This is a genomic window from Citricoccus sp. NR2 (assembly GCF_027594385.1).
Taxonomy (GTDB): Bacteria; Actinomycetota; Actinomycetes; order Actinomycetales; family Micrococcaceae; genus CmP2.
This window is the reverse complement of sequence record NZ_CP115154.1, coordinates 1,083,466-1,106,301: the sequence shown is the minus strand read 5'-3', so window position 1 is coordinate 1,106,301 and position 22,836 is coordinate 1,083,466. Positions and strand designations below refer to the sequence as shown.

Genomic DNA, 22,836 nt, shown 5'->3' with positions numbered 1-22,836 from the left:
GCGACTCATGCCTGTCCCGCAGCTCACGTCCAAGCGTGAGCCTACTCAGTTCGAATGCTCCAAGCATGTCACCGAACGCTTACAGATTAAGCTGTAGTCCGAGGTTCGAATCAGATTAGCTGAGAGGTCTGTGGATGCGGAGTGCTCAGTGCAGTGAACTTAGCCGTTTCGACGAAGGTTCGTGCTGCCCAGTGTTCATTGTCCTGCCTCCAAGCGATGCTGACCACGGAGGGAGCGAGTCCCGTAACGGGGATGAAGGACAGGCCGGGCCGGCTGTAGAAGCGCTGTGTAGAAGCCTGGGTGAAAGCGATGCCTTTTTGGCTGAGGATCGCCTCGAAACACTCGTCGACGGTGCTGACATCGGATCCGATGACTGGTGCATGGCTGTGACGCGCTTCGGTAGCCAACCAGAAATCTCTCCAGAGATCCGGAGCGTTCCTCGCCACGAAGGGCTCCTCGAGGAGTTCATCTACGTGCACTGAGGATCGCGACGCCCAGTTGGACTCATTGGACACGGCCAGAACCCTGGGCTCAGTGAAAAGGGTCGCCACGCGGAGGTCCTTGAACGGTGGCAACGGGGGCCGAACGAATGCCACGTCGGAACTGCCATCTGCCAAACCCGCGGTCGGGTCGCTGAAAGGGAATGAGCGCATTTCTACCTCGACAGCTGGGTTGCTGTAGCGATAGGCCTCCAAGATGGTGCGGGTGAGTTCGGCTGCGGCATTGGACTGAAACCCCACGACCAGCTTTCGGCTGGGCTCTCGGGCAGCCTGTTTGGTGAGGGATGCTGCTACCTCAGCGGCCATCAAAAGGTCCCGTGCGTGCCCCAAGAGAACCTCCCCGGCCGGGGTAAGGGTCACACCGCGGCCGGTGCGGTTCAGCAAAGGCGTGTTTAGGGAGCGTTCGAGATTTCGAATCTGCACACTGAGGGACGGCTGGGCGATGTGGAGCCGGGTGGCAGCGCGTCCGAAGTGCAACTCTTCAGCGACAGTGACGAAGTAGCGCAAAACCCGTAGCTCGAAAGGTGGTTGCATAGGCCCAGGGTACGACCGAGTCACTGTACTGAGCAATAGCCTGGGCCTATCGGCCCATCGAAAAGACGTCTTGGACTTTGTGACCTGCGTCACGTTTTACTTGAAGAGGTGAACACCACGGACTCACAAACGTTAGGCGGGAAGGACTACAACATGACTGCCACCACTAAAGCGCCCTCGGCCCAGGAATGGGTCGAGGCCTTCACGCAGGCCAATGACAACGACCCGGAAATCGGGGCACATGGGAAATATTTCACTTGTTCCTACCTTTTGGACATGGAGGATCACCTCTTCGTCATTCGGATGAACGCCGGCAAAGTCGCCGAGATCACCATCGACCCCGGTCCACTGGATGTGGCGTACCAGTTCGCCATCAAAGCCAGCTCAGCGACCTGGAGGGAATTTGGTGCGGACATGCCCAAGCCGATGTTCCACGGCATCTGGGCCGCCACGTTCCAGCGGGACATGCGCTTGGAAGGCGACATCCTCGTGCTCATGCAGAACCTGCGCTGCGTGACTCGCCAGATTGAACTGCTCCGCACCACTGGCATCCCCTGCCTCAATGCCTAACTGACCCCTGAACCAGGAGGAAAACTTATGTCTCGCATCTCACCAGTAACCGGGCACTATGTCACCGTCGACGTCGACGGACTGGAATACAAGGTGTTCTACCTCGAGAACGGCACCGGGCAGCCGCTGATCTGTCAGCACACCGCCGGCGCTCACAATCACCAGTGGCGCGGCCTACTAGAAGACGAGGAGATCACCGCAAACTACCGGGTCATCGCCTACGATCTGCCCCGCCACGGAAAATCAGACCCACCGGAAAACACCGAATGGTGGACTGAGGAGTACAAGCTCACTGCAGACCACTACGCCAACTTCATCCTCGCCCTGTGCGACGCACTGGAATTGGAGAACCCGATCTTCATGGGCTCTTCCTTCGGCGGTAACATCGCCCTCCAGCTCGCGCACCGACGCCCGGATCGATTCGATGCGGTAATCCCCGTCGAAGGGGCGGATTACTCTCCCGGCTTTTACTTGGACTGGTGGAACCATCCCCATGCCAACGCCGCCCAGGTGTGCGCGAGTGGAACGTGGGACCTCATGGCCCCACAGTCGCCCGACGCGGACCGGTGGAAGACATGGTTCTACTACTCCCAAGGCTCCGAAGCGTTCAAGGGAGACCTGCACTTCTACTCCGTCGACCACGACCTGCGCGGGAAGCTCGGAGAAATCGACACCGATCAGTGCGCTGTCGTACTTATGACCGGAGAGTACGACTACCTCACTACCCCCGAAGATGGGGCCCGGACCGCCGGTGAGATCCGCAACGCGGAGTTCATCGAAATGAAGGAAATCGGCCACTTCCCGATGAGCGAGAACTACCCCGTGTTCGGGACCTACCTCAAGCAGGCCCTCGAAATCGTAAAGAACAAGAAGGCCACGGCCAGCGTCTAATCAGCGCTGTACCAACCAGCACCAGCCACACCTGCGTCGCTCCACACGCACCAGGTGACATCCGGTAGCTGGAATCGAGCCGCGGACCCCCCCCCAACACGGGCGGTCCGCGGCTCGCGTACCTCAAACCCCACCCAGATCTTTACTCGCGCCCGTCGCCCTTTCACCTCGCCCCCAACCGTCTGACGAGGACTCTGAACCGTCCCAGGTTTGATGCCGTATCTTTTCGAGCTGAGAGGATGGCTTCATGCCGAAGAAGATTGATGCCCAGGTCCGCGAACGAGCGGTCAGGCTGGTGCTCGAGCACCGAGCGGAATACCCATCGAACGCGAAGGCGATCGCAGCCGTTGCCCGTTAAGAAGGCGTGGGAGCTGAGTCGCTTCGCCGGTGGGTAGTCCAAGCCGAGATCGATGCCGGTACCCGGGAAGGTCAGACCAGCGATGAACATGCCGAGGTCAAGCGGTTCAAAGCTGAGAACCGTCGACTGCGTGAAGTGGTGATGCTCCTGCGCGCGGCAACGACTTTCTTCGCGGCGGAACTCGACCCCCGCACCCGCTGATGATGGGCTTCAACGACCAGATGTGCTCGGAGGGCTTCGCCGTCGAGTCGATCGTACGCGTCATGCGTGAGCTGGGAGTGAAGATCGCGGCACGCACCTACCGGGCCACGGTGGTGTGGTGTTCAGCATTAACCGAATAAAGAGACACACCCTAGAGCGGCAGCCCCACCGCTCCGCACCTACTGTGCTGCGCCGTCCTGATCATGGGGGCGGCGCTGACCGTAGGTAGGCTCGCTGTCGCCCTGGGCACGGCGCTGTTCAGCTTCGCGCTCTTCGCGCAGTTTCTGGCGCTGTTTGGCGATCGCCGCCCGGTGCAGTTCCGCAGAGGACCGGTTGATGCCGGATCCCTCGGAGAGGTGATTCGGGTTGTCCTTCGAGGCCAGTTGCAACATGGCGACCACCACGAGGGAGACCATGAAGAAGACGCCGAAGGCGATGAGGCCGATATCGATGCGCAGCGGCTTATCCGTGCCGCCGGTGGTGGCGAAGGTGGCAATAGCGCCACCGACCAGGCCCAGCACGGCGGAGAAGATCAGGGGTGCCTTGATCGATGCGGTGAAGCCCTTCTTCTTCGAAGGCTGACCCACGGTTCACACTCCTCGGCTCGGCAGATAGTGCCCGGTGAAACGGCACCCGGCCAGTCTAGTCGTTGAAGACGGGGGAAGACGAAACGAGACGGGGCAGTTCCGCCGTCAGCGTGGGATCAGCGCAGACCGGTCTGCTTCTTCGCCTCGGTATGTCCGGCCTTCGCGGCTGCGCGGGCGTCGAGCCAGAAACCGATGCCGGCCACCGCGGTGATCACGGTGATGATGAATGCCACCGCGCCGGTCAGCCCCAGGACCTGGTGGTCGTTGAAGGTGGTGCACCAGATGATCAGTCCCAGCCCGGCCAGGGTGTTGACACCGCCGGCCAGGATCTGGTCGCGCGCCGGGATGAAGTCCCTCCGGTGGCGCACACCGGCCACCAGTTCCGCGACGCCGCCCACGAGGTAGGCCGCCCCCACGGCCACCGCCGTCGCCCACATCGGGGCCTCAAACAAGTGCACACCCACCACGACGATGGCGCCGAGACACCAGGCTGCGCAGGCCATCGACAGCGGCGAGCGCATCGCCTCGGGCACCGGTTCGCGCCGCAGGTACTCCCACAGGGCGGTGCCGGAGAGTAGCAGGTAGATGGCGACACCGAAGCTGGTGACGGCGTGGCTGGGTTCCTGGATGATGAACGCGACCACCGCGAAAATCAGGGACACCCCGGCGCGGATGAGCACCGGTTTGAACAGGACGGATGAGATCGCGGGGTCAATTTTCGTTACAGCCACGGACCCAGTCTAGTGGTGGGCGCAACCGCCCGGGATCAGTTGTAGTAGATCTTCGAGTAGTACTGGGGCATGTACCCGATGTACTGTTCGCCCCTGCAGTAGGACTGCACGCTGACGGTGTAGCCGGAGGCGCGGTAGTGGGCCACGCGCGCGTCGGTGGCCTGCTGGCAGATGCTCTTGTTGTTGAACCACTCCGCGTGGGTGTCAGCCTGGGCCGGTAAAGCCATCGCCAGCATGCCCGCGGCGAGGCCGAGAGCGGCGGTTCCGGTGGTGCCGTGGTGTTCAGGCAACAAACAGCATCGAACCTTTCACGAGGTCGGCGCGGGCCTCAAGGGCTCTTTCCCGCCTCGGGTTCGACACTCAGCAGATTCACAGGTGCTCGGCGCCCAGGCGGATCCATTTGTCGCCGCGGATCCGCCACCACAGGGTGACCCCACGGGCGGCCAGGTACAGGCCGGAGAAGCCCAGCCAGAGCAGCCCCACGAGCGCAGGCGTACTCAGCGCGGATATTCCGCCGTCTCCCCCGCTGTCGGCGGTGAGCCACCAGGCGAGCAGGGCGAGACCGGGCAGGTACACCACCAGGTTCACCACCGAGGCCAACGCCAAGTAGCGGGCGTCTCCAGCGCCCATGAGCACGCCGTCGAGCACGAACACGTATCCGGCCAGCGGTTGGGTGACGGCGATGACGAGCAGCCCGGCCGTGGCGGCGGCGCGCACCTCGGGGTCGGGGGTGAAACCGGCGGGCAGCACCCAGGCGAGCGCGGCGAGCACCACCCCGGTGATCACCCCGAACCACAGCGACCAGCGGATCATGGTGCGGGTGAGCTCCCGGGCGGTGGCTTCCCGAGATGCACCGAGTTCACGGCCGATCAGCGCCTGGGCGGCGATGGCCAGGGCGTCCAGGGCGAAGGCCAGGGTGGAGTAGACGATGAACACCAGCTGATGGGCGGCCAGCGTGGTGGTGCCCATCCAGGTGGCCATCAGCACGGTGGCTAAGATCGCAGCACGCATGGCCGCGTTGCGCACCAGCAACCAGGACCCGAATTGGGCGGTGGCCCGGATCCCGGACCAGCGCGGCCGCCAGCTCAGCCCCGTGAGTTGGTCGGAGCGTACCCGGCCCACGATCACCCCGAGGAATGCCAGCAGCATGCACCACTGAATAGCGGAGGTTCCCGCGGCGGAGCCGGCCACACCCCAGCCGAATCCGTACACGAAGAGGAAGTTGGTGGCGATGTTGATGCCGAATCCGACACCGGCCACCACCAGCGGAGTGCGGGTGTCTTGTAGCCCACGTAGCACCCCGGTGGCGGCGAGCACGCCCAGCATGGCCGGCAAACCGAACATGGAATAGCGCAGATAGTCGACGGCGTGGCCGTGCAGTGCTGTGGCCGGGTCGGCGCCGAGGACGGCGATCAATCCGGGCGCGGTGAGCCAACCCACCAGACCGAGCAGCGCACCCAGCAGCACCCCGAGCCAGATGCCGTCGCGGCCGCGGGCCAGGGCGTCGGCCATCCGGCCGGATCCGACCAGGCGCGCCACCGCAGGCGTCGTCGAATAGGCGAGGAAGATCAGCAGTCCGGTGGCGGTGTGCAGCACGGTGGTGGCCAGCCCCACTCCCGCGAGCTCTGCGGTGCCGAGGTGCCCAATAATGGCCGTGTCGGCGAGCAAGAACAGCGGTTCGGCGACCAGTGCGCCGAGCGCGGGAACCGCCAGGGCCAGAATCTGGCGGGACAGCGGCCGGGCGTCGTCGTGCACCGAGGTCGGCTCCGACTGTTCCGTCTGCTCAGACTGCTCAGACACCGGTCATCAGGCGCAACGCGCTCACCACCCCCGGCAGCGTGCCATCCGGCAGCATCTCCCGGTACTGCTCGAGCACCGGGTACACCAGGTACAGCATCAGCACGGCCACCAGATTGTTGAAGAGGTGCAGGGCGTAGGCATAGGCCAGTGAAAATCGGAACGCGATATACGTTCCCGTGATCACGGCGCCGAGGACGACGTACGGCACCGCGGCGATGACGTCGAACGTCCCGGAGCCGAGGAAGTGAATCCCGCCGAACAACAACACCGACAGCGGGGCGGTGACCCACACGGTGAGGTAGCGGGAGAGCTTGCCGACCAGTAGGTGGCGGAACAGGTACTCCTCCACGAAGGGCCCGAGCACCACAGTGACCAGCAGCATCATCCACATCGGCACCACCGTGGTCATGCCTTCCAGCGCGGCTTGGTTGTCGGAGGTGACCGGGTCCCCCAGGAACATCACGATCAGCATGGAGAGGGTGATGCTGCCCAGCCACAACCCGGGGATGAGTAGCAGCTTCAGGCCCCAGAGCCGACGGAAGGTGGCCATCGACTGGATCAGGTGCCCCCCGCTGGCCAGCAGTGCCAGCAAGGCGAGCAGTGAGTAGTTGACCAGGTTGACGAAAAACAGGGCGGCCGACGACGACGCCGACCCCGGATCGGCGACCATCTGCTCGGGCGTGGTGGGTTCGGTACCGGCGATCGCGGCCGCCACGTCCATCGCGCCCGGGATGGCAATGAACAGGGACCCCAGCCCGATGACGAACAACCCGATGTAGGCGAGTACGGCGAGCAGGTCCCGCCACAGGAATCGGCCCGGGCGCACATCCGGGGCCCAGGGGGTGCCCGGCTGCGGCTTCCCGTAGCCGCCGGATCCACCGCGCCGATATGACGGCGGCCAGCCCGCGGGGATCGCCGGACCGGCTGTGGTCGCCGTCGTCGAGGTAGGTTCGGGCGCGCCGTACTCGGGCGGATTCGGGTTGGGAGTGCTCATCCGGCCATCCTATCGACCGGCGCTGAGCTCATCGTCGGTGAGGCGCGAGTACTCCCGTCGCTCGGCTTCGCAGGTGGTGCGCCGGCGGGGCCGCACCGACGTGATCAACAAGCTCAACCCGCGGTTGAAGGGGCGTCAGGGCTGACGTCGCCTTCAGCATCATTGGATCCGCTGGTACCGACCGTCGGCGTCGCGCCCGTCACCACGGGTACGGCGCCGGTGGCCAGTGCCTCCTCGTCGGGGTCCACGCCGTCGGTGAACTGCGACTGGTAGAGCCGGTAGTAGGCGCCTTCGCGCTCCAGCAACTGGTCATGGTTGCCCTGCTCCACGATGCTGCCGTCCTCCATCACCAGGATGAGATCGGCGTCGCGGATGGTGGAAAGCCGGTGGGCGATCACGAAGGAGGTGCGCTCGGAGCGCAGCGCGCCCATCGCCTCCTGGATCAGCTTCTCGGTGCGGGTATCCACCGACGACGTTGCTTCGTCGAGGATGAGCAGTGCAGGGTCGGAGAGGAACGCGCGGGCAATGGTGATCAGCTGCCGCTCGCCTGCGGAGATCGCTTCGGAATCCGAAGACACCTCCGTCTGGTAGCCCTCGGGCAGGGTAGAGACGAACCGATCCACGAAGGTGGCTCGGGCCGCCGCCATCACTTCCTCGTCGGTCGCGTCGAGGCGGCCGTAACGGATGTTATCCATGATGGTGCCGTCAAAGAGCACCGCGTCCTGGAGCACCATGCCGATCTGAGCGCGCACCGCCGAGCGGTCGAGGGCGCCGATATTAATACCGTCGAGACGAATCTGGCCGGAGTCAATCTCGTAGAACCGCATGATCAGGTTCACCAGCGTGGTTTTACCCGCACCGGTGGGCCCGACAATAGCAACCACCTGGCCGGGCTGGGCCACCAGGGAGAGATCGGTGATCAGCGGCTTCTCCCGGGTATAGGAGAACGCCACGTGGTCGAACTCGATGTGGCCGGCCACCGGGTCCGGCAGCTGTGCGGCCGAGCCTGATGCTTGCGTCGTTTCGGTACGCCGTGCGTCGTCGTCGAGGAGCTCATCGAGGGCCGGGTCCTCTTCCTCGTCGGCGTCGAGCAGCTCGTAGATCCGCTCCGCCGAGGCGACCGCGGAGATCACCATGTTGGACATGCCGGCGATCTCACCCAGCGGCTGGTTGAATTCGCGCGAGTACTGAATGAACGCGGTGACCGAGCCCAGGGTCATCTGCCCGGAGGCGACGCGCAGCCCGCCCACCACGGCGATGCCCACGTAGCCCAGGTAGGTCACCCACTGCATGATCGGCATGATCATGTTCGAGTAGAACTGCGCCTTGAAGCTAGCTTCGTAGAGTTCCTCGTTGCGCTCATCGAACCGGGCGCGCATGTCCTCCTGGCGCCCGAAGACGGTGACCAGCTCGTGGCCGGTGAAGGATTCCTCGATGTGCCCGTTCAGTCGGCCGGTGTTGCGCCACTGGGCGGTGAACAGCTTCTGCGATTTCGAGCCGATAATCCCGACGACGACGCCGGAGATCGGCAGCGCGACCAGCGCGATCAGGGCCAGCTGCCAGGAGAGCCAGAACATCATCACGGTGATGCCCACCAGGGTGAGCGCGGCGTAGATGAACCCGGTGAACGCCTGTTGGAAAGCGGTCTGTACGTTGTCGACGTCGTTGGTGGTGCGGGAAAGCAGGTCGCCGCGCTGGCGGGTGTCGAAATAGCTCAACGGCAGTCGGTTGACCTTGGCTTCGATCTGCTCGCGCATGCGGTAGACGATGCGCATCACGATCTTATTGATGAGCAGCCCCTGCAGATACATGAAGATCTGGGCGACGAAGTACATGGCCAGCACCACGGCGATGAGCCGGGCCAGCAGCGTGAAGTCGATGCCCTGTCCCGGCACGAAATCCATGCCGGAAAGCATGTCGGCGAATTGATGCTCATTCTGGGCGCGTAGCCCCTCGATCACCTGCTCGCGGCTCACGTCGACGGGCATGTCCGCGGCGATGGCGCCACCGAAGATCACGTTCATGGCGTCGCCGAGGATCTTCGGCGCCCACACGCTGAACACGACGGCGATCAACACGAAGGCGACGGTGAGGCTCAGCCCGATCTTCTCGGTGCGGAACTCCCCCATCAGTCGCTTAGCGGTGGGCCAGAAGGCCTTCGCCTTGCGCGGTGCGGCCCCCTCGCCCCAGTCGTTGGAGATGGAGTCCTGCATCTGCAGGATCTCGTCCTCGGAGAGTTCGACGGGGTCCGGGGTCTTCTTCTCGGCGCTCATGCCAGCTCCTCTGCGGTGATCTGTGAGTCGACGATCTCGCGGTAGACCTCGGAGGTCTCCAGCAGCTCGTCGTGGGTGCCGCGGCCGACGATGCGTCCGGCATCGAGCACCAGGATCTGATCGGCGTCGGTAATGGTGGAGACACGCTGGGCCACCATGATCACGGTGGCGCCATCGGTGTAGTCGCCCAGGGCGGCGCGCAGTTGTGCATCGGTGGTGACGTCGAGCGCGGAGAACGAGTCATCGAAGAGGTAGATGCGCGGCTGACCCACCAGGGCACGGGCAATGCAGAGGCGCTGACGCTGGCCACCGGAGACATTGGTGCCACCCTGGGAGATGCCGGAGTCGAGTCCGTGGCGGGCGGAGTGGCCGTCACCGGTGGTGCGCTCTCGCACGAAATCTGCGGCTTGGGCGGTCGTGAGAGCTGACCAGAGCTGGGCTTCGTCGGCGTCGGGGGCGCCGAAGCGCAGGTTGTCGGCGACGGTGCCGGAGAACAGGTACGGCTTCTGGGGCACGTAGCCCAGCGCGGCGGTGATCTCGGTGCGGGGCAGTTCAGTGACGGGCACCCCGTCGATGAGCACCTCGCCTGCGGTGACGTCGTGGAGCCGGGGAATGAGACCGAGCAGGCTGGTTTTGCCAGCACCTGTGGACCCAATAATCGCCGTGGTCGTGCCCGCTGGTGCGGTGAAGCTGATGTTTTCGAGCACGGCGGCGTCGGCACCAGGGAAGGCGAAGGAGACGTCGCGGAACTCGACGGTGCCGGCGGGCCGCTGCGCTCCGGCGGGAACCTGCGGGGTGCGCGGATTGCTGGGCTCGGACATGGATGGCTGGGTCTTGAGGACTTCGCCGATACGGCGGGCACAGACCACGGCGCGCGGCAGCATCATGAACATGAAGGTGCCCATCATCACTGCCACCAGGATCTGCAGCAGGTACTGCATAAAGGCGGTCAGCGCGCCGACCTCAACCAGCCCGTCGGACACCCGGTGACCACCGAACCACAGTACGGCGGCCGTGGCCCCGTGCAGGATGATCATAATCAGCGGACCCATCAGCACGAAGATCCGGCCGATGCGCACCGAGGTGTCGGTGAGCACGGCGTTGGCATCGGTAAAACGCTGGGTTTCGTGAGCCTCACGGACAAAAGCCCGCACCACACGGATGCCCATGATCTGCTCGCGCAGCACGCCGTTGACCGCGTCAATGTTGTTCTGCATGCGCTGGAACATCGGCAGCAGCATGGCCACCAGGATCGCCACGAAAATGAGCAGCACGGGCACGGACACCCACACCAGCCAGGACAGGCCGGGGTCTTCGCGCACCGCCATCACGATGCCGCCGATGGACATGATCGGCACCATCACCATGAAGTTCAGCGCCATCAGCATCACCATCTGAACCTGCTGGACATCGTTGGTACCGCGGGTGATCAGGGTGGCCGCACCGAAACGGTTGACCTCAGCGGTTCCGAACCCGTCCACGCGGCGGTAGACCGCCTGGCGCAGGTCGCGGCCGAGCCCCATGGCAGCGCGGGCGGCGAACCAGACCGCGGTGATGGCCGAGACCAACTGCATCAGGGCCACGACGAGCATGATGCCGCCGGTGCGCCAGATAAAGTCGGTGTCACCCACTGCCACGCCCTCATCGATGATGCGGGCGTTCAAACTGGGAAGGTAGAGGGTCGTCATCGTGGCGACGAACTGCAAGAGCACGACAGCGATGATCGAACCCAGATAGGGGCGCGAATAACGGGTCAACAAAGTCCAGAGCATGGAGGATCACTTCCGTGGCTGGGGAGAAAGCTCCGATGGGAGCGTGGTCCAATCTACTCCCTCTGGGAACCAGACGCCTATGAGGCCTGCCTGGCTGACTGCTGATCCATGCACGCGATACGATCATGCCCACCTCGATCAACGATGAGGAGATCGCTCAGCTCGCGCAATTTCTGGCCGTGTCCCCCCGGCCGACCTCACTGCCTATAAAGCGCGAATCGCCGCTAGCCGCGACGAATTTCTGACCCGCCAGACACGAGAGGCCGCTCAGAATGACGAGTACTTCGCCATGCCCGACGATCATGAAACGCGGTAGCGATAGCCTTCCCACTTCTCCTGGATGCCTCTGTCCTCGTCCCCATGCCAACCCTGGACCTCTTGTTGCGACGAGGAGCGGCCCAACAATTCCCACCACTATGGTCTGCAGAGATCCTCGAGGAAACAGAGCGAAGCCTGGTCAACAAACTCGGCGCACCGCCGCAGTTCGCTCTGGTGCAGAACTCATTGTCACGTTCAATACGAAGGACTTTCCTGTCGCGTCATCTACGCTCTTCGACATCGACGTGCGCACACCAGACGATTTCCTCTTGGACCAGTTGGATCTGGACCCGGATGCGGTTGTCAGTGCAGTCAAAAAGATTCTCGCGACGATGCAGCACCCGCCCATGTCTTAGAACAAGTATCTTCAAGGCCTGGCACGATGCGGCCTGCCACTCTTTTCGAGCAGTCTCGCCATCACCTGGAGGCAATTGCATCAGTGAGTCAGCGACGACTCACACGCTCAACTGCGCGCCCATTCATAGACGACGCGGTTGCGTAGCTCCACGAGATCAACGCTCATCTTCTCGAGGACCTTTTCCTCGGCTGTGGTTGCCTCCCACGCAGGCACTTCTCGTGCTTTACCGTCAGGTCCGGTCGACACCATGACCGACACACCATGAGCGAAGGAATGCATCTCGCGGGAAGTGCGGGAACCGGTGCGCGCCCGGATCACGACGTAGACAGACCGCTTCGTGGTGTGCACAAGACGTGCTTCGATCTCCACCAAGTCCCCCGACCGGACCTCCCGCAGAAAGCGCACCCCGCCAGCGAACACCGCGACGACGGGGGCACCCACCCACCGGGCGGCGCAGACATCGGCCGCAGTGTCGATCCAGCGCAGCACCGTGCCGCCGGGGACCTTGCCGCCGCGCGGGACCTCCTTAGTGGAGGCCACGAACCGGAGAGTGACAATCTCAGCTGAGGTGTCTTCCGGTTCTGGGAACACGGCGGTATCAAGAGCGTCCTCCCCCGCGCGGTGCTCGACGCCGCGGCGCTCCGCGAGAGCACGACGGGCCAACCCGCCTTCGGTCGTGGGCTCCCAGGGGGGCACCGGGACAGGGTCACCGGCATCGTTCACCGCGGTGTAGATGAGCACGCACTGGGTGGCGACGGTGGGCTGGCCGTCCTCATCGAGCTGCTCGGGCAGCAGCAGCCGCGTCTGCACGTGCACGGTCTTCTTGCCGGTGCGAATCAGTCGAGCCTGCACCACCACGGTGGACTCCACCGGCACGGAATGTTGGAAGCGCATATTGCCGACGTAGGCAGCGACCACGTTGGTACGGGTCCAGGTGGCAGCCATGGCGTATCCGGCCTTGTCGAGCCAGCTCATCACGGTACCGGCGTCGACGCTGCCGTCGGGAAAATCGTAGGCTTCGGCCCGGAAGTTCAGGGCAATCGACGTTCGCGCGGGCATACTTAAGAAAATATCATTCCCCACCCTCCAGGAGGTTGCGACGGTGTTGCCTGAGGAATCCCCGACGCCCGAGTCTGCCCACATCACCCCGACGTCTGCCACCATCACATCCGGGCCACGGCCCGATCCAGTGGCCGAGCGAGTAGAAGCCGCGGCGCTGCGACTGGGGGTGAATCCGTTGGTCGATTGGGCCACGCGCCTGCTCACCGGGGCCGCGCAGCCGGACGACGACGGCGACCCGAGCATCGAGCTCCTCGGCGGAATGCCCGCCCTGGAACCCTGGATGGCGCGGGTCTGGGCGGCTCAGGTGCTGCTGCACCGCTGGCATCACGCCGCAGCGCCTGCCGTACTCGCCGGGCTATCGGATGAGGCCTGGCAGGTACGCTCCGTGTGCCTGAAAGTCGCCGCGCTCCGCGATATCACCGACGCCGAGTTGACCGTCGTCTCCCGGCTCGATGACCCGGAACCCTCGGTGCGGGTGGAGGCGGCAACGACCCTGGGCGAACTCGGGTCTGTGGACACCTCCGGCACCATGATCGGGTTGAACAACGCCGTGATGTCCACAGATTCTGTGATGGCCGATGCCGCCGAGCGCGCTTTGGAACGATTGGCGGAGCGCTTCGATCGACCCGACGTCCGCCCCGCGTCCCAGTACTGAGCCGGTCTGACGATCAGACGGCGGTGAAGGTATCGGCCACGCGGGCCATGCCGGTCGCTGACTGCACGTCCTCGACCACCAGTCCGGTCTGAAACAGCGGCACCTCCGGCAGCCGTTCCCGCGCCCAGGTCAGGTGCTCGCCCTCGGAGCGGGCACGCGCCGCCAAAAAATCGCCTTGGTCGGCGGGTGAGCGCCGATTCACCACGGCCCCGACGATCGGCACCCCGGTGTGGCGCAGCTGCTCATGCAGTGCGATGGTCTCCAGCAGCGGCATCCGTTCGGCCAAGGCCACCATCACGAACCCGGTTTGCTCGGTGTCGTGCAGCAGCTCGCTATAACGCAGGAACAGCTCACGACGCCGCTCCAGCACCCGTCGGATGGTGCCGTCGCGCGAAGCACCCGGGTCCTCATCACCCTCGGAGCCGGGCAGCGCGTTGAGTGCGGCCGCATAGCGTTCGGAGCGCCGTCGGCGAGACAGCATCCCCTCTACCCACGTGGACATCAGCTGCGGCAACTCGAGCAGCCGAGTGGTATGTCCCGTCGGCGCGGTGTCGAAGATGACGACGTCGAACGGCTCCGTCTGCTCCGATACCCGCCGGGTGGTGGCGATCTGCGCCATCCGCTCCATCAGCGCCGCTTCGTGCGCCCCCGGGGAGGCGTCGGCGGCAGCGAAGTAACGGTTCACCTCGCCGTGCAGGTGCTCCGGCATCAGCGGGGTCACTGTGCGGGCGACCGCCTCGAAGTGGTGGCGCGCGGTGGCCGCGGGGTCGATCTCCACCCCGGTCACACTGCCCCCGCTTCCGGATTCGTGCAGCAGAAGCGGAGCCTGCCCGATGTCTCGGTCCCAGAGGTGGCCGAGGTTGTGTGCCGGGTCGGTGGAGACCACCAACACCCGAGCACCGTTCTCCGCGGCCGACCACCCGGCGGCAGACGCCAGGGTTGTCTTGCCCACGCCGCCCTTGCCGCCGAAGAACACCACACGACGCGCGCCGATCAACTCCTGGTGCACCAGGGCCTCTCTTTCTGTCGGACCAGCAGCAGGCTCAGCAGCACGACACCGAATCCAGCGGCGAGCGTTCCATGCCCATACGCCGGTGCCAGTCGTGGAACTGCTCCCACATGGCCGGCATCAGCTCGGCGGTGTAATAGGTGGCCGGGTTGGGCACGCCGAGCGCCTCGGAGAACACCATCATCATGAACAGGTCCTCCTCGTCTCGGCGTGCCCGGGCGAAGGTGCGGCGGTACGGGCCCGCGTAATACTGCCGCAGCAGCTCACCGAATCGCGTCATCGCCGGATCAAGATCCCTTACTTCTCGGCCGGTTCCAGCTCGTCGTCCTCGGGCAGGAACTCCGCCACCGGGGGCTCCTGGCGCGCCCGGACCATGGCCCGGAACGCCTCGATGATCACCCACAGGGCGCAGATGAGGATGACGATGTCCATCACCAGCAGCAGCCAGTTGCCCTGCTGGTAGAAGGTTCCCAGCTGGACGATCAAGGCGTAGACGCTGACCACCAGCACGAACAGCAGCGGGATGAACACCGGCCAGATCGGACGGCGTAGCTGCAGAAGAATCACCGTCAAGATCGACAGCGTGAGCGCGGCCAGCAGCTGGTTGGTGGTACCAAACAGCGGCCAGATGACCATGCCGCCCGAACCGTCCGCACCGGCACCAAAAGCGAGGCCCATGGTGACCACCAGGGCGATGATCGTGGCCAGCCACGGCTTCAGCTTCACCCCGATCATTTCGCCGATCTCGCCAACCACGAAGCGTTGCAGACGTACGCCGGTGTCCATGGTGGTGGCCGCGAACAGCACCGCCATGGTGGCCAGGATCGTGGCCGACAGTGACGGCGGGATGCCGAGTCCGGCGTTGATGATGGTGCCGCCACCCTGAACGAAGGCAACCACGCCGCCCTCGTTGAATGCGGAGTACACCTCTTCCCAGGCGGCCAACGTCTGGTAACCGGCGGTGACGGCGATGATGGTGCCGAGGGCAAGCAGCCCCTCACCCACCGCGCCGAAGTAGCCGACGAATCGTGCGTCGGTCTCCTTGTCGAGCTGTTTGGAACTGGTACCGGAAGAGACAATCCCGTGGAACCCGGATATCGCGCCACAGGCGATCGTGACGAACAACAACGGGAAGATCCCCGGCGTGCCGTCAGGCACGTTCTCATTCAACGCCGGAGCCACCACGGTCGGCTGTGAAATCAGGATAGAGAGGTAGAGGATGCCCAGGCCGATGAAGAGTTGCAGGCCGTTGATGTAGTCGCGCGGCTGAAGCAGCATCCACACCGGCAGCGTCGAGGCGATGCCCGCGTAGATGAACAGCACCACGATCCAGAAGGCGTTGGCGCTGAGCCCCAGTATCGTCTCCGGCAGCTCGATCGGATACCGGTCGCCAAGCAAGATCAGCGCGTAGAGTGCCACCACACCGACGATGGACACCCAGGCCAGGTTCCACTTGAACCGGTAGATCGCCTGACCAACCAGTAGCGCCACCACGATCGCACCCCAGGTGGGGATTACCGCGGTGGGCGTGGAGACGAGCAGATTCGAGATCACGACGGCGAACGCGGCATTCACCATCAACAGCAACAGGAAGATGACCACCAGGAACAGGTTCCGACCGTGCTTGCCGATGTAGCGACCGGACAGGGTGCCAATGGACTGGCCCTTGTTGCGCGCCGAAGCCCAGAGCGCTCCAAGATCATGCATGCCGGCGAAGAAGATGGTGCCCAAGGTGACCCAGAGGAAGGCGGGCAACCAGCCCCAGATCACCGCCACGGCGGGGCCGACAATGGGTGCCGCACCGGCCACCGAGGTGAAGTGATGCCCCCAGAGCACCAGCTTGTTGGTAGGAACGTAGTCAACACCGTCGTTGTAGCGATGCGACGGTGTTTCGAAATCCGGATCGAGCCGATAGATCTTCTTGGCCAGGAACCGGGAGTACAGCAGGTAGCCGGTCACGATCATGACGACCCCGACCACAGCCATGATGAGTGAGCTCATGGTGTCCTCTTCATCTCGTCGTTGAGTTCCGTGGCGCAAAAATGTGAGTGTCGCACGCCACTGACCACAGTGTAACGCGCGTCATATTATTCACCAGGGACCCCGGCAGAGCGTGGTCACTCTGACCTGGGATCGAGCTCCAGGTGCTGGCGACGGATGAAATCTGACATTCCGGGGACAGTAAACGCCAACTGACCGTGGGCTGACCCCGTTTTCTAGGTCCATTCGTTATGTGAGTCCTGACCCCCGCGCTCGCGGGGAGAATGGATCACACGATGAGCAAACAAAGAAGGCGTCACACCCCGGAGCAGATCGTCCGGAAACTCGGGCAAGCCGACCGGCTCCTGGGCGAGGGCAATACGATCGCCGATGCCTGCCGCGAGCTCGGGGTTACCGAGCAGACCTATTATCGGTGGCGAAACCAGTACGGCGGCATGAAAGCCGACGACGCGAAACGGCTCAAGGAGCTCGAGAAGCAGAACGCGACCCTGAAGCGGTTGCTTGCCGAAGCAGAGCTCGAGAAGGCTGCTTTGAAGGAGTTGGCTGAGGGAAACTTCTAGGCCCGGGTAGGCGTCGCGCCGCTATCACGCACCTGATTCGCACCTTGCAGATCAGTGAGCGCATGGCGTGCCGCCTGGCCGGGCTTTCCCGCTCCGCATGGCGGCGGCCGCTCCGAGGCGACACCCCGGCAGACCCTGACCAGGCGCTGCGCGACTGGCTCCGGAAGTTTGCGAAGAACCACCCACGTTGGGGGTACCGACGTGCGTACCATGACGCGCGTGCTGAGGGCTGGAATGTGAACCACAAGAAGGTACAACGCTTGTGGCGTGAAGAAGGGCTCCGGGTGCCGCAGAAACGTCGGCGGAAGCGGGTGGGGTCATCAACTGCTGACGCCCCCAAGGCGGCTGCGCCGGGCGTGGTGTGGGCGGTTGATTTCCAATTTGATGTCGATGAGCGCGGCAAAGCGATCAAGATCTGCTCCATCGTGGATGAGCACACCCGCGTGTGTTTGGGTGGTCTTGTGGAGCGGTCGATCACCGCAGAGCGATTCATCGAGCATCTCGAGGAACTCGTCGCTGAGCATGGGGCACCGATGATGCTGCGAAGTGACAACGGGCCGGAGTTCATCTCGGATGCCGTTGCAGACTGGGCTGGCACGAGAACCGGGTTGTCGTACATCCCGCCCGGTCAGCCCTGGCGAAACGGATACGTTGAGTCGTTCAACTCGAGGCTCCGCGACGAGTGTCTGAACATCAACAGCTTCTACTCGCTGCTCCATGCACGGGTCGTGATCAGCGACTGGAAGCACGAGTACAACCACGAGCGCCGACATTCCTCGCTGGGGTACCTGGCCCCGGTCGAGTACGCTCGATCCTGCACCCACACGTTCGAAGAAACCGACTCGCATACTGAGCGGACCTAACTACGGGGGCGGCCCAACCGTGCTCCGGCGAGTAGACCAAGCCCTTGTCCATGAGTTGAGCTCGAATTGGTCCAAGAGCAGTGGATTTAGCCCCCAATCGATCCGCGATGGAACGAGTAGTCGAAGAATTCTCGCCATCCTCAGCCATCGCGGTCATGTATTCCCTTTCCCGGCGCGTGGCACGATCCCATCGAGACGGGAAGAAGCCCGAGTCCAGTCGTTCCCGAGCAGCAATGGCAGCAGCTTCGGCATCCCCCTCAGAAAATGGCGACTCCATGGCGATCTCCCAGATCGCATTGCCAAACTCCTGGATGAAGTAGGGGTAGCGCCCCGACGCTTCGACCATCATGTGCAGCGCCGATTCGGAGAAAGTCTGCCCCATGCGCTGCGCCGGAATGGTGAAAGCGCCCTCCGCATCTTGCACGCCAAGTTTGCCAATGGACCGGTAGTCGAAAAGTCGTTCCGCATAACTACGCACTTCAGCGAGTCTCGCGGGCAAATTTGGAAGGCCAGCACCGATCACAAAAAACGGCAACTCCTTCTGAATAGCATGGTGCTGAACCGTAACGAGCGCACTTAATAGTTCATCCTTAATAGTTCATCATCGAGATCCTGCATTTCGTCGATGAATAGAGCAAACCCTTTGCGCAACGAGCGCATAGCTCCGCCAACATCTTCCACCAAGTCGCGGAGGTCAATATCCATAAACCCCGTGCAGGCTCTAGACGGATCAACCTCCACCCCTAGAGAAATGCCCGCCGCCCCGACAGTTGCGCTGAAGGAGGAAACCGTTCGCAGCGATCGCCGAACTGAGTCACCAGCCCCCTGAGACGCATACTTCCGTGATGCTATCTGGAGTTCCCGGGCCAAGGTCTTACGTATGTCTTGGGCGCCCGCTTCCCCCGGTCGTCCTTCAAGCTTGATCGTTAGCCAATCATGAGACTCCGCCAAGCCAAGGAAGCGATTGAGCAGAACCGTCTTACCCACACCTCTCAAGCCACTGAGGACGATGGGGCGACTGCGCCTTGAAAGCTCCGTGCGCGCCACCAGTAAATCGAAAGCGTCAATCTCAGGTTGACGGCCACCCAAGTGCGGTGGCGCCACCCCCGACCCTGGACTATAAGGATTCAGCGCTGGTTCCAGGGGACGATTATGACACTTTATAGGCGAGTATAGGAAAAATCCTATACTCGCCTATACGGGCCCATACATCCCTATAAACTCCTATAAACCGCTTCCGGCAGGCTGCGGTTTAGAGCATGGTGAAGTTGGAGGTGGCGGGGTCGGCGCCGACGCGCTCGTCGGTGTCCAGCCCGGAAATCTGGGTGATCTCATCCTCGCTCAGCGTCACGTTCACGGCATTGAGGTTTTCCTCCATGCGCTCACGGTGTGTGGACTTCGGGATCACGATGGTGCCCTGCGCCAGATGCCAAGCCAACACGACCTGGGCCGGGGTGGCGTCGTGCGCGGCGGCGATACTGGTGACGACGCCGTTCGTCAGATCCTTGCCCTGGCCGATGGGCGAGTACGCCTCTACGGCGATGCCCGCTGCCCGAGTGGCCGCCTGGGTTGAGGTCTGCTGGAAGGTGGGGTGCACCTCGATTTGGTTCACCGCCGGCACCACGTCGGAGGCGCCCAGCAGGCGCTCCAGGTGCTCGGGCAGGAAGTTCGAGACGCCGATGGAGGTCGCCAGGCCGTCTTGGCGTGCGGTGACGAGCTGCTCCCAGGCCTGCAGATACAGATCCTGCGCCGGGGCCGGCCAGTGGATGAGGTACAGGTCGACGTGGTCCAAACCAAGGGCCTGCAGCGAATTCTCGAACGCCTCGCGGGCGATATTCTGCTCGCCGTTGCGCAGCTTGGTGGTGATGTACAGCTCGTCGCGAGCGATGCCGGAGGCGGCAATGGCGCGGCCGACGCCTTCTTCATTGCGATAGGCGGCGGCGGTGTCGAGGTGGCGGTAGCCGGCCTCCAGCGCCTGCTCGACCGCTTTCTGCGTTTCTGCCGGCGGCACCTGGAAGACGCCGAAACCGAGCTGCGGGATGGAGTGGCCGTCGTTGAGTTTGACGGTGGGAACGGTGGGGATGGTCGTCATGAGAGGTGCCTCCGAAGCGGTCGGGTCGACGTCGTTGCGCGAGTGGCAACACGGTGGTGCTGGTCCAGAAATGACAGTACTCCGCACCCGCACCGTCTGCGAACCCCCGCGTCCGTTGTGTTCGCCGTGGGCCGATCCGGGGTGCGGCGCGGACCTAGAATGAGGACATGCGCTGCCACCATTTCACCTCGGGTGCGTGTCGATCCTGCCCGCACATCGGCGTGGGCTACCGGCACCAGGTGGCGGCCAAACAGCATGCGGTGCGCGAGCTGCTGGACCCGCGCGTCCGCGCCATCGACGTCGACCCCGATCAATTGTGGGTGGATCCGGCACTCTCCCCCGAGGCACGGTTCCGGAACAAGGCGAAAATGGTGGTCACCGGCACCGCGGAGCAGCCGAAGCTGGGCATTCTGGATCAGCACCAGCACCCCAAGCATCATGATGGCTCCGGCGTCGACCTCACCGACTGCCCGCTCTACGAACCCGGGTTGGAAGCGGCGTTTGGTCCTATCGCGGAGGCCATCTCCGAGGCTGGACTGGTTCCGTACAACGTGGGGAAGCGCACCGGGGAGCTCAAGCACGTGATCGTGACGATCTCGCCCCAGCAACAGCTGATGATCCGGTTCGTGCTGCGCTCCACCGACCAGCTCCCTGCCCTGCGCACGGTGGTGCCGGCCCTGCGAGACCGGTTGGCTCAGCTACAGACCCCCGCCGCCGTCGTCACCGCCAACCTGTTGCCCGTGCACCAGGCGCTGCTGGAGGGCGAGGAGGAGATCCCCCTGGCCGGGGACGAGACGCTGCGGATGCTGCTCAATGGGGTGCCGCTGAACCTGCGCCCGCAGGGGTTCTTCCAGACCAACACGGTGATTGCCGCGGAGCTCTACGCCCAGGCCACCGCCTGGGTGGATGCGCTGCCGCCGCAGGACCAGCCACGCTCGGTGTGGGATCTGTATTGCGGGGTGGGTGGATTCGGCTTCTCCCTCGCCCAGGCACAGAGCGGGCCCGCGAAGGGTCAGCGGCGTCGTGTGTGGGGCGTGGAGGTGTCGACCGAGGCGATCCGAGCCGCCCAGCGGACATCAGCCGATCTCGACTGCGCGGACACGGTGCGCTTCGTGGCCGGGGATGCGACCGCGCTGGCGCAGGATCATCCCGACGATGTGCCGGATCTCGTGGTGGTGAATCCGCCGCGGCGCGGCATCGGGGCAGACTTAGCGCGCTGGCTGAACAGTACCGAGGAGATCCGGCATGTGCTGTATTCCTCGTGCAATGCGAAGACCCTGGCGGCCGATCTGGAGCACCTGTCCGGTTTCGCCCCCGTACACGCCCGGCTGCTCGATATGTTCCCGCAGACCGACCACTACGAAGTGCTGATGTTGCTCAGCCGCCGCTGACCCCGGTTCCTTCCTCGTTCTCTCCTCGTTGACTCATGTCAAGATGCCCGCGTGGTTCGAGTCGTTGACTCATCCAAAGATGCCCGCTTGTCGAGCTTGGTCCCGGAGACGTAAACACGGTTGCGTTTAGCTCGTTGTTGTACCGGTGCGCGGCGTTTAGCTAGTTCGAAGAGGTTGGCTTGGATGAGCTCGATGTGATCGCCGAGCTCGATGGGATTGACGGTATCGAGGCGGTGTTGCAGGGCGTCGCGTTCTTTGGTGTCTAAGACCTCGGCGTGATCACGTAAGAGCCTGTCGGCTGGGGTCGTCGCGGTGTCGTAGCGTTTGGTGACTTTCGCACCGTGACGTGTCTTGGAGATGAGTTTCTGGCTGGGCATTAACAGGTTGTTTCGGTCATTTTGAGCGGGCCAGAGCTGGTTGAGGAGATCGAGCTCTCGGGCGGTGTCGTAGCGCCAGTAGCCCACCGCTCGGCGCACGATAGACCAGTTTTTCTGTTCTACGTGGCCTTGGTCGTTGGAATGAGAAGGCCGGCCACGGGTGAAGGTCAGTTGCCGGAGTCTGCAGTATTTGGCCAGGTGATGGTTGATGAACTCGGAACCGTTATCGGAGTGGATGCCCATGATCAGAAAGGGGAATCGGTTGATGAGGTTGTCGAGGCCGGTGGCAACGATGCGTTCGCCTTTGGAGCGCACTGTGCAGGTTTCGGTCCATCCGGTGGCGACGTCGGTGGCGTTGAGGCTGTAGTAGAAACATCCGTTGTTATCACCGCCTTCGTGGCCGACGAGATCGATCTCGATGAATCCGGCGGTGGTGTCGTCCCACTCGGCCCAGGTTTTCATCGGGATCGAGGACTTCAATAAGCTGCCGGGTTTCGTGTGAGCGATACCGCGGGTGGCAATGAGTCCCTGTCGGTAGGGCTTCAGGTGTCGGTCCATGGTGGCCGGGGACATGGACAGGAGTTGCTGTTGTGTCTCGGGGCTCATCTCGAGACGATCTAAGCGTTCCAACGCGGTGAGTAACCGTGGCAGGGCTGCGGTGAGGCGTTTAGCCGTGATTCCATCGAGCAGGGCCCAGCAGCGTACGAGTGCTTCGGTGGTTTCTTGGCTATAGCGACGCACGGGCTCTCGTGTTTTACGGGGGCCTGGGGTTTCGCCGGTGGCGGCGCGGCGTAGCATTTTCCGGGCGTGGTCGCGGTGCCAGCCAGTGACGTGGACGACCGCGTCAAGGATCGCTGCTTTTTCGGTCTTAGTTGCTTTGGGCCAGGCTTTGGCTTGAGCTGCTGTGATTGCCTTGCGCTGGGTCATCGTCAACTCCAT

20 protein-coding genes and 2 pseudogenes are annotated in these 22,836 nt (G+C 63.6%); 7 read left to right on the top strand and 15 right to left on the bottom strand.

Annotated features, from left to right (window positions below; genetic code table 11):
* Positions 1–110 precede the first annotated feature (110 nt).
* Positions 111–1,034, bottom strand: coding sequence for a LysR family transcriptional regulator (locus tag O1A05_RS05160; protein WP_270106985.1), 924 nt, complete (start codon positions 1,032–1,034; stop codon positions 111–113).
* Between the two features lie 153 nt (positions 1,035–1,187).
* On the opposite strand from O1A05_RS05160, the gene O1A05_RS05155 reads away from it, so the two are divergent.
* The 3 genes and pseudogenes from O1A05_RS05155 to O1A05_RS05145 form a co-directional block, all read left to right on the top strand.
* Positions 1,188–1,604 carry a hypothetical protein gene (locus O1A05_RS05155; protein WP_270106984.1) on the top strand — a complete coding sequence of 139 codons (417 nt, stop codon included), beginning with the start codon at positions 1,188–1,190 and terminating at the stop codon, positions 1,602–1,604.
* A 27-nt stretch (positions 1,605–1,631) separates the two neighbouring features.
* On the top strand, positions 1,632–2,495 hold the full coding sequence (locus O1A05_RS05150; RefSeq protein ID WP_270106983.1) for an alpha/beta fold hydrolase: 864 nt from the start codon (positions 1,632–1,634) through the stop codon (positions 2,493–2,495).
* A gap of 247 nt (positions 2,496–2,742) precedes the next feature.
* Positions 2,743–3,161: pseudogene (locus O1A05_RS05145) on the top strand (transposase); the annotation flags it as partial.
* Between the two features lie 72 nt (positions 3,162–3,233).
* Here O1A05_RS05145 and O1A05_RS05140 read toward each other — a convergent pair.
* The 5 genes from O1A05_RS05140 to O1A05_RS05120 all read right to left on the bottom strand — a co-directional run bounded on the left by O1A05_RS05140 (position 3,234) and on the right by O1A05_RS05120 (position 7,166).
* Positions 3,234–3,641 carry a hypothetical protein gene (locus O1A05_RS05140; protein WP_270106982.1) on the bottom strand — a complete coding sequence of 136 codons (408 nt, stop codon included), beginning with the start codon at positions 3,639–3,641 and terminating at the stop codon, positions 3,234–3,236.
* A gap of 116 nt (positions 3,642–3,757) precedes the next feature.
* The gene (locus O1A05_RS05135; protein ID WP_270106981.1) at positions 3,758–4,372 is read right to left on the bottom strand and encodes a hypothetical protein; all 615 of its coding nucleotides are present in this window, start codon (positions 4,370–4,372) and stop codon (positions 3,758–3,760) included.
* 35 nt (positions 4,373–4,407) lie between these two features.
* Positions 4,408–4,662 carry a hypothetical protein gene (locus O1A05_RS05130; protein ID WP_270106980.1) on the bottom strand — a complete coding sequence of 85 codons (255 nt, stop codon included), beginning with the start codon at positions 4,660–4,662 and terminating at the stop codon, positions 4,408–4,410.
* A 79-nt stretch (positions 4,663–4,741) separates the two neighbouring features.
* Positions 4,742–6,172, bottom strand: a complete 1,431-nt coding sequence (locus O1A05_RS05125) for an MATE family efflux transporter (RefSeq protein ID WP_442867666.1) — start codon at positions 6,170–6,172, stop codon at positions 4,742–4,744.
* Positions 6,165–7,166 carry a CPBP family intramembrane glutamic endopeptidase gene (locus tag O1A05_RS05120; protein WP_270106979.1) on the bottom strand — a complete coding sequence of 334 codons (1,002 nt, stop codon included), beginning with the start codon at positions 7,164–7,166 and terminating at the stop codon, positions 6,165–6,167. The genes O1A05_RS05125 and O1A05_RS05120 overlap by 8 nt, the downstream gene beginning before the upstream one ends.
* Before the next feature lie 64 nt (positions 7,167–7,230).
* On the opposite strand from O1A05_RS05120, the pseudogene O1A05_RS05115 reads away from it, so the two are divergent.
* A pseudogene (locus tag O1A05_RS05115) lies at positions 7,231–7,311 on the top strand (50S ribosomal protein L36); the annotation flags it as partial.
* On the opposite strand, the gene O1A05_RS05110 reads toward O1A05_RS05115, so the two are convergent.
* From O1A05_RS05110 to O1A05_RS05100, 3 genes are all read right to left on the bottom strand, one after another.
* Positions 7,280–9,439: an ABC transporter ATP-binding protein gene (locus O1A05_RS05110; protein ID WP_270106978.1), complete on the bottom strand. Its 2,160-nt coding sequence runs from the start codon at positions 9,437–9,439 to the stop codon at positions 7,280–7,282. The pseudogene O1A05_RS05115 and the gene O1A05_RS05110 sit on opposite strands and share 32 nt — an antisense overlap.
* Positions 9,436–11,211: an ABC transporter ATP-binding protein gene (locus O1A05_RS05105; protein ID WP_270106977.1), complete on the bottom strand. Its 1,776-nt coding sequence runs from the start codon at positions 11,209–11,211 to the stop codon at positions 9,436–9,438. Before O1A05_RS05105 ends, O1A05_RS05110 begins: the two co-directional genes overlap by 4 nt.
* A 781-nt stretch (positions 11,212–11,992) precedes the next feature.
* A complete protein-coding gene (locus O1A05_RS05100; protein ID WP_270106976.1) occupies positions 11,993–12,946 on the bottom strand; it encodes an acyl-CoA thioesterase in 954 nt (317 codons plus the stop codon).
* A gap of 46 nt (positions 12,947–12,992) precedes the next feature.
* Here O1A05_RS05100 and O1A05_RS05095 point away from each other — a divergent pair, with 46 nt between their 5' ends.
* Positions 12,993–13,604, top strand: coding sequence for a HEAT repeat domain-containing protein (locus tag O1A05_RS05095; RefSeq protein ID WP_270106975.1), 612 nt, complete (start codon positions 12,993–12,995; stop codon positions 13,602–13,604).
* Positions 13,605–13,617: 13 nt separating this feature from the next.
* On the opposite strand, the gene O1A05_RS05090 is transcribed toward O1A05_RS05095, so the two are convergent.
* The 3 genes from O1A05_RS05090 to O1A05_RS05080 are packed head-to-tail and all read right to left on the bottom strand — an operon-like array spanning position 13,618 to position 16,614.
* Positions 13,618–14,613, bottom strand: coding sequence for an ArsA family ATPase (locus O1A05_RS05090; protein ID WP_270106974.1), 996 nt, complete (start codon positions 14,611–14,613; stop codon positions 13,618–13,620).
* A gap of 34 nt (positions 14,614–14,647) precedes the next feature.
* Positions 14,648–14,893, bottom strand: a complete 246-nt coding sequence (locus O1A05_RS05085) for a cory-CC-star protein (RefSeq protein WP_270106973.1) — start codon at positions 14,891–14,893, stop codon at positions 14,648–14,650.
* Positions 14,894–14,910: 17 nt separating this feature from the next.
* Positions 14,911–16,614: a carbon starvation CstA family protein gene (locus O1A05_RS05080; protein WP_270106972.1), complete on the bottom strand. Its 1,704-nt coding sequence runs from the start codon at positions 16,612–16,614 to the stop codon at positions 14,911–14,913.
* A 275-nt stretch (positions 16,615–16,889) separates the two neighbouring features.
* Between O1A05_RS05080 and O1A05_RS05075 the strand changes: the two genes are divergently transcribed.
* A protein-coding gene (locus O1A05_RS05075) for an IS3 family transposase (RefSeq protein WP_270107484.1) occupies positions 16,890–18,037 on the top strand; the annotation gives its coding sequence in 2 pieces (ribosomal slippage) (positions 16,890–17,160 and positions 17,160–18,037; 1,149 coding nt in all).
* A gap of 576 nt (positions 18,038–18,613) precedes the next feature.
* Here O1A05_RS05075 and O1A05_RS05070 read toward each other — a convergent pair.
* A complete protein-coding gene (locus tag O1A05_RS05070) occupies positions 18,614–19,084 on the bottom strand; it encodes an ATP-binding protein (RefSeq protein WP_270107507.1) in 471 nt (156 codons plus the stop codon).
* Positions 19,085–19,289: 205 nt separating this feature from the next.
* Positions 19,290–20,129: an aldo/keto reductase gene (locus tag O1A05_RS05065; protein WP_270106971.1), complete on the bottom strand. Its 840-nt coding sequence runs from the start codon at positions 20,127–20,129 to the stop codon at positions 19,290–19,292.
* 167 nt (positions 20,130–20,296) lie between these two features.
* Between O1A05_RS05065 and O1A05_RS05060 the strand changes: the two genes are divergently transcribed.
* The gene (locus O1A05_RS05060) at positions 20,297–21,520 is read left to right on the top strand and encodes a methyltransferase domain-containing protein (protein WP_270106970.1); all 1,224 of its coding nucleotides are present in this window, start codon (positions 20,297–20,299) and stop codon (positions 21,518–21,520) included.
* 38 nt (positions 21,521–21,558) lie between these two features.
* Here the strand turns inward: O1A05_RS05060 and O1A05_RS05055 are convergent, their stop codons facing one another.
* Positions 21,559–22,824, bottom strand: coding sequence for a DDE-type integrase/transposase/recombinase (locus tag O1A05_RS05055; protein ID WP_270106121.1), 1,266 nt, complete (start codon positions 22,822–22,824; stop codon positions 21,559–21,561).
* Positions 22,825–22,836: the final 12 nt, after the last annotated feature.

What these genes read in the sequence shown, in the direction of transcription:
- O1A05_RS05160 (WP_270106985.1), bottom strand. Translation starts at nt 1,034, where the DNA reads ATGCAACCACCTTTCGAGCTACGGGTTTTGCGCTACTTCGTCACTGTC.
- O1A05_RS05110 (WP_270106978.1), bottom strand. Translation starts at nt 9,439, where the DNA reads ATGAGCGCCGAGAAGAAGACCCCGGACCCCGTCGAACTCTCCGAGGAC.
- O1A05_RS05155 (WP_270106984.1), top strand. Translation starts at nt 1,188, where the DNA reads ATGACTGCCACCACTAAAGCGCCCTCGGCCCAGGAATGGGTCGAGGCC.
- O1A05_RS05085 (WP_270106973.1), bottom strand. Translation starts at nt 14,893, where the DNA reads ATGACGCGATTCGGTGAGCTGCTGCGGCAGTATTACGCGGGCCCGTAC.
- O1A05_RS05055 (WP_270106121.1), bottom strand. Translation starts at nt 22,824, where the DNA reads ATGACCCAGCGCAAGGCAATCACAGCAGCTCAAGCCAAAGCCTGGCCC.
- O1A05_RS05150 (WP_270106983.1), top strand. Translation starts at nt 1,632, where the DNA reads ATGTCTCGCATCTCACCAGTAACCGGGCACTATGTCACCGTCGACGTC.
- O1A05_RS05060 (WP_270106970.1), top strand. Translation starts at nt 20,297, where the DNA reads ATGCGCTGCCACCATTTCACCTCGGGTGCGTGTCGATCCTGCCCGCAC.
- O1A05_RS05105 (WP_270106977.1), bottom strand. Translation starts at nt 11,211, where the DNA reads ATGCTCTGGACTTTGTTGACCCGTTATTCGCGCCCCTATCTGGGTTCG.
- O1A05_RS05080 (WP_270106972.1), bottom strand. Translation starts at nt 16,614, where the DNA reads ATGAGCTCACTCATCATGGCTGTGGTCGGGGTCGTCATGATCGTGACC.
- O1A05_RS05065 (WP_270106971.1), bottom strand. Translation starts at nt 20,129, where the DNA reads ATGACGACCATCCCCACCGTTCCCACCGTCAAACTCAACGACGGCCAC.
- O1A05_RS05120 (WP_270106979.1), bottom strand. Translation starts at nt 7,166, where the DNA reads ATGAGCACTCCCAACCCGAATCCGCCCGAGTACGGCGCGCCCGAACCT.
- O1A05_RS05100 (WP_270106976.1), bottom strand. Translation starts at nt 12,946, where the DNA reads ATGCCCGCGCGAACGTCGATTGCCCTGAACTTCCGGGCCGAAGCCTAC.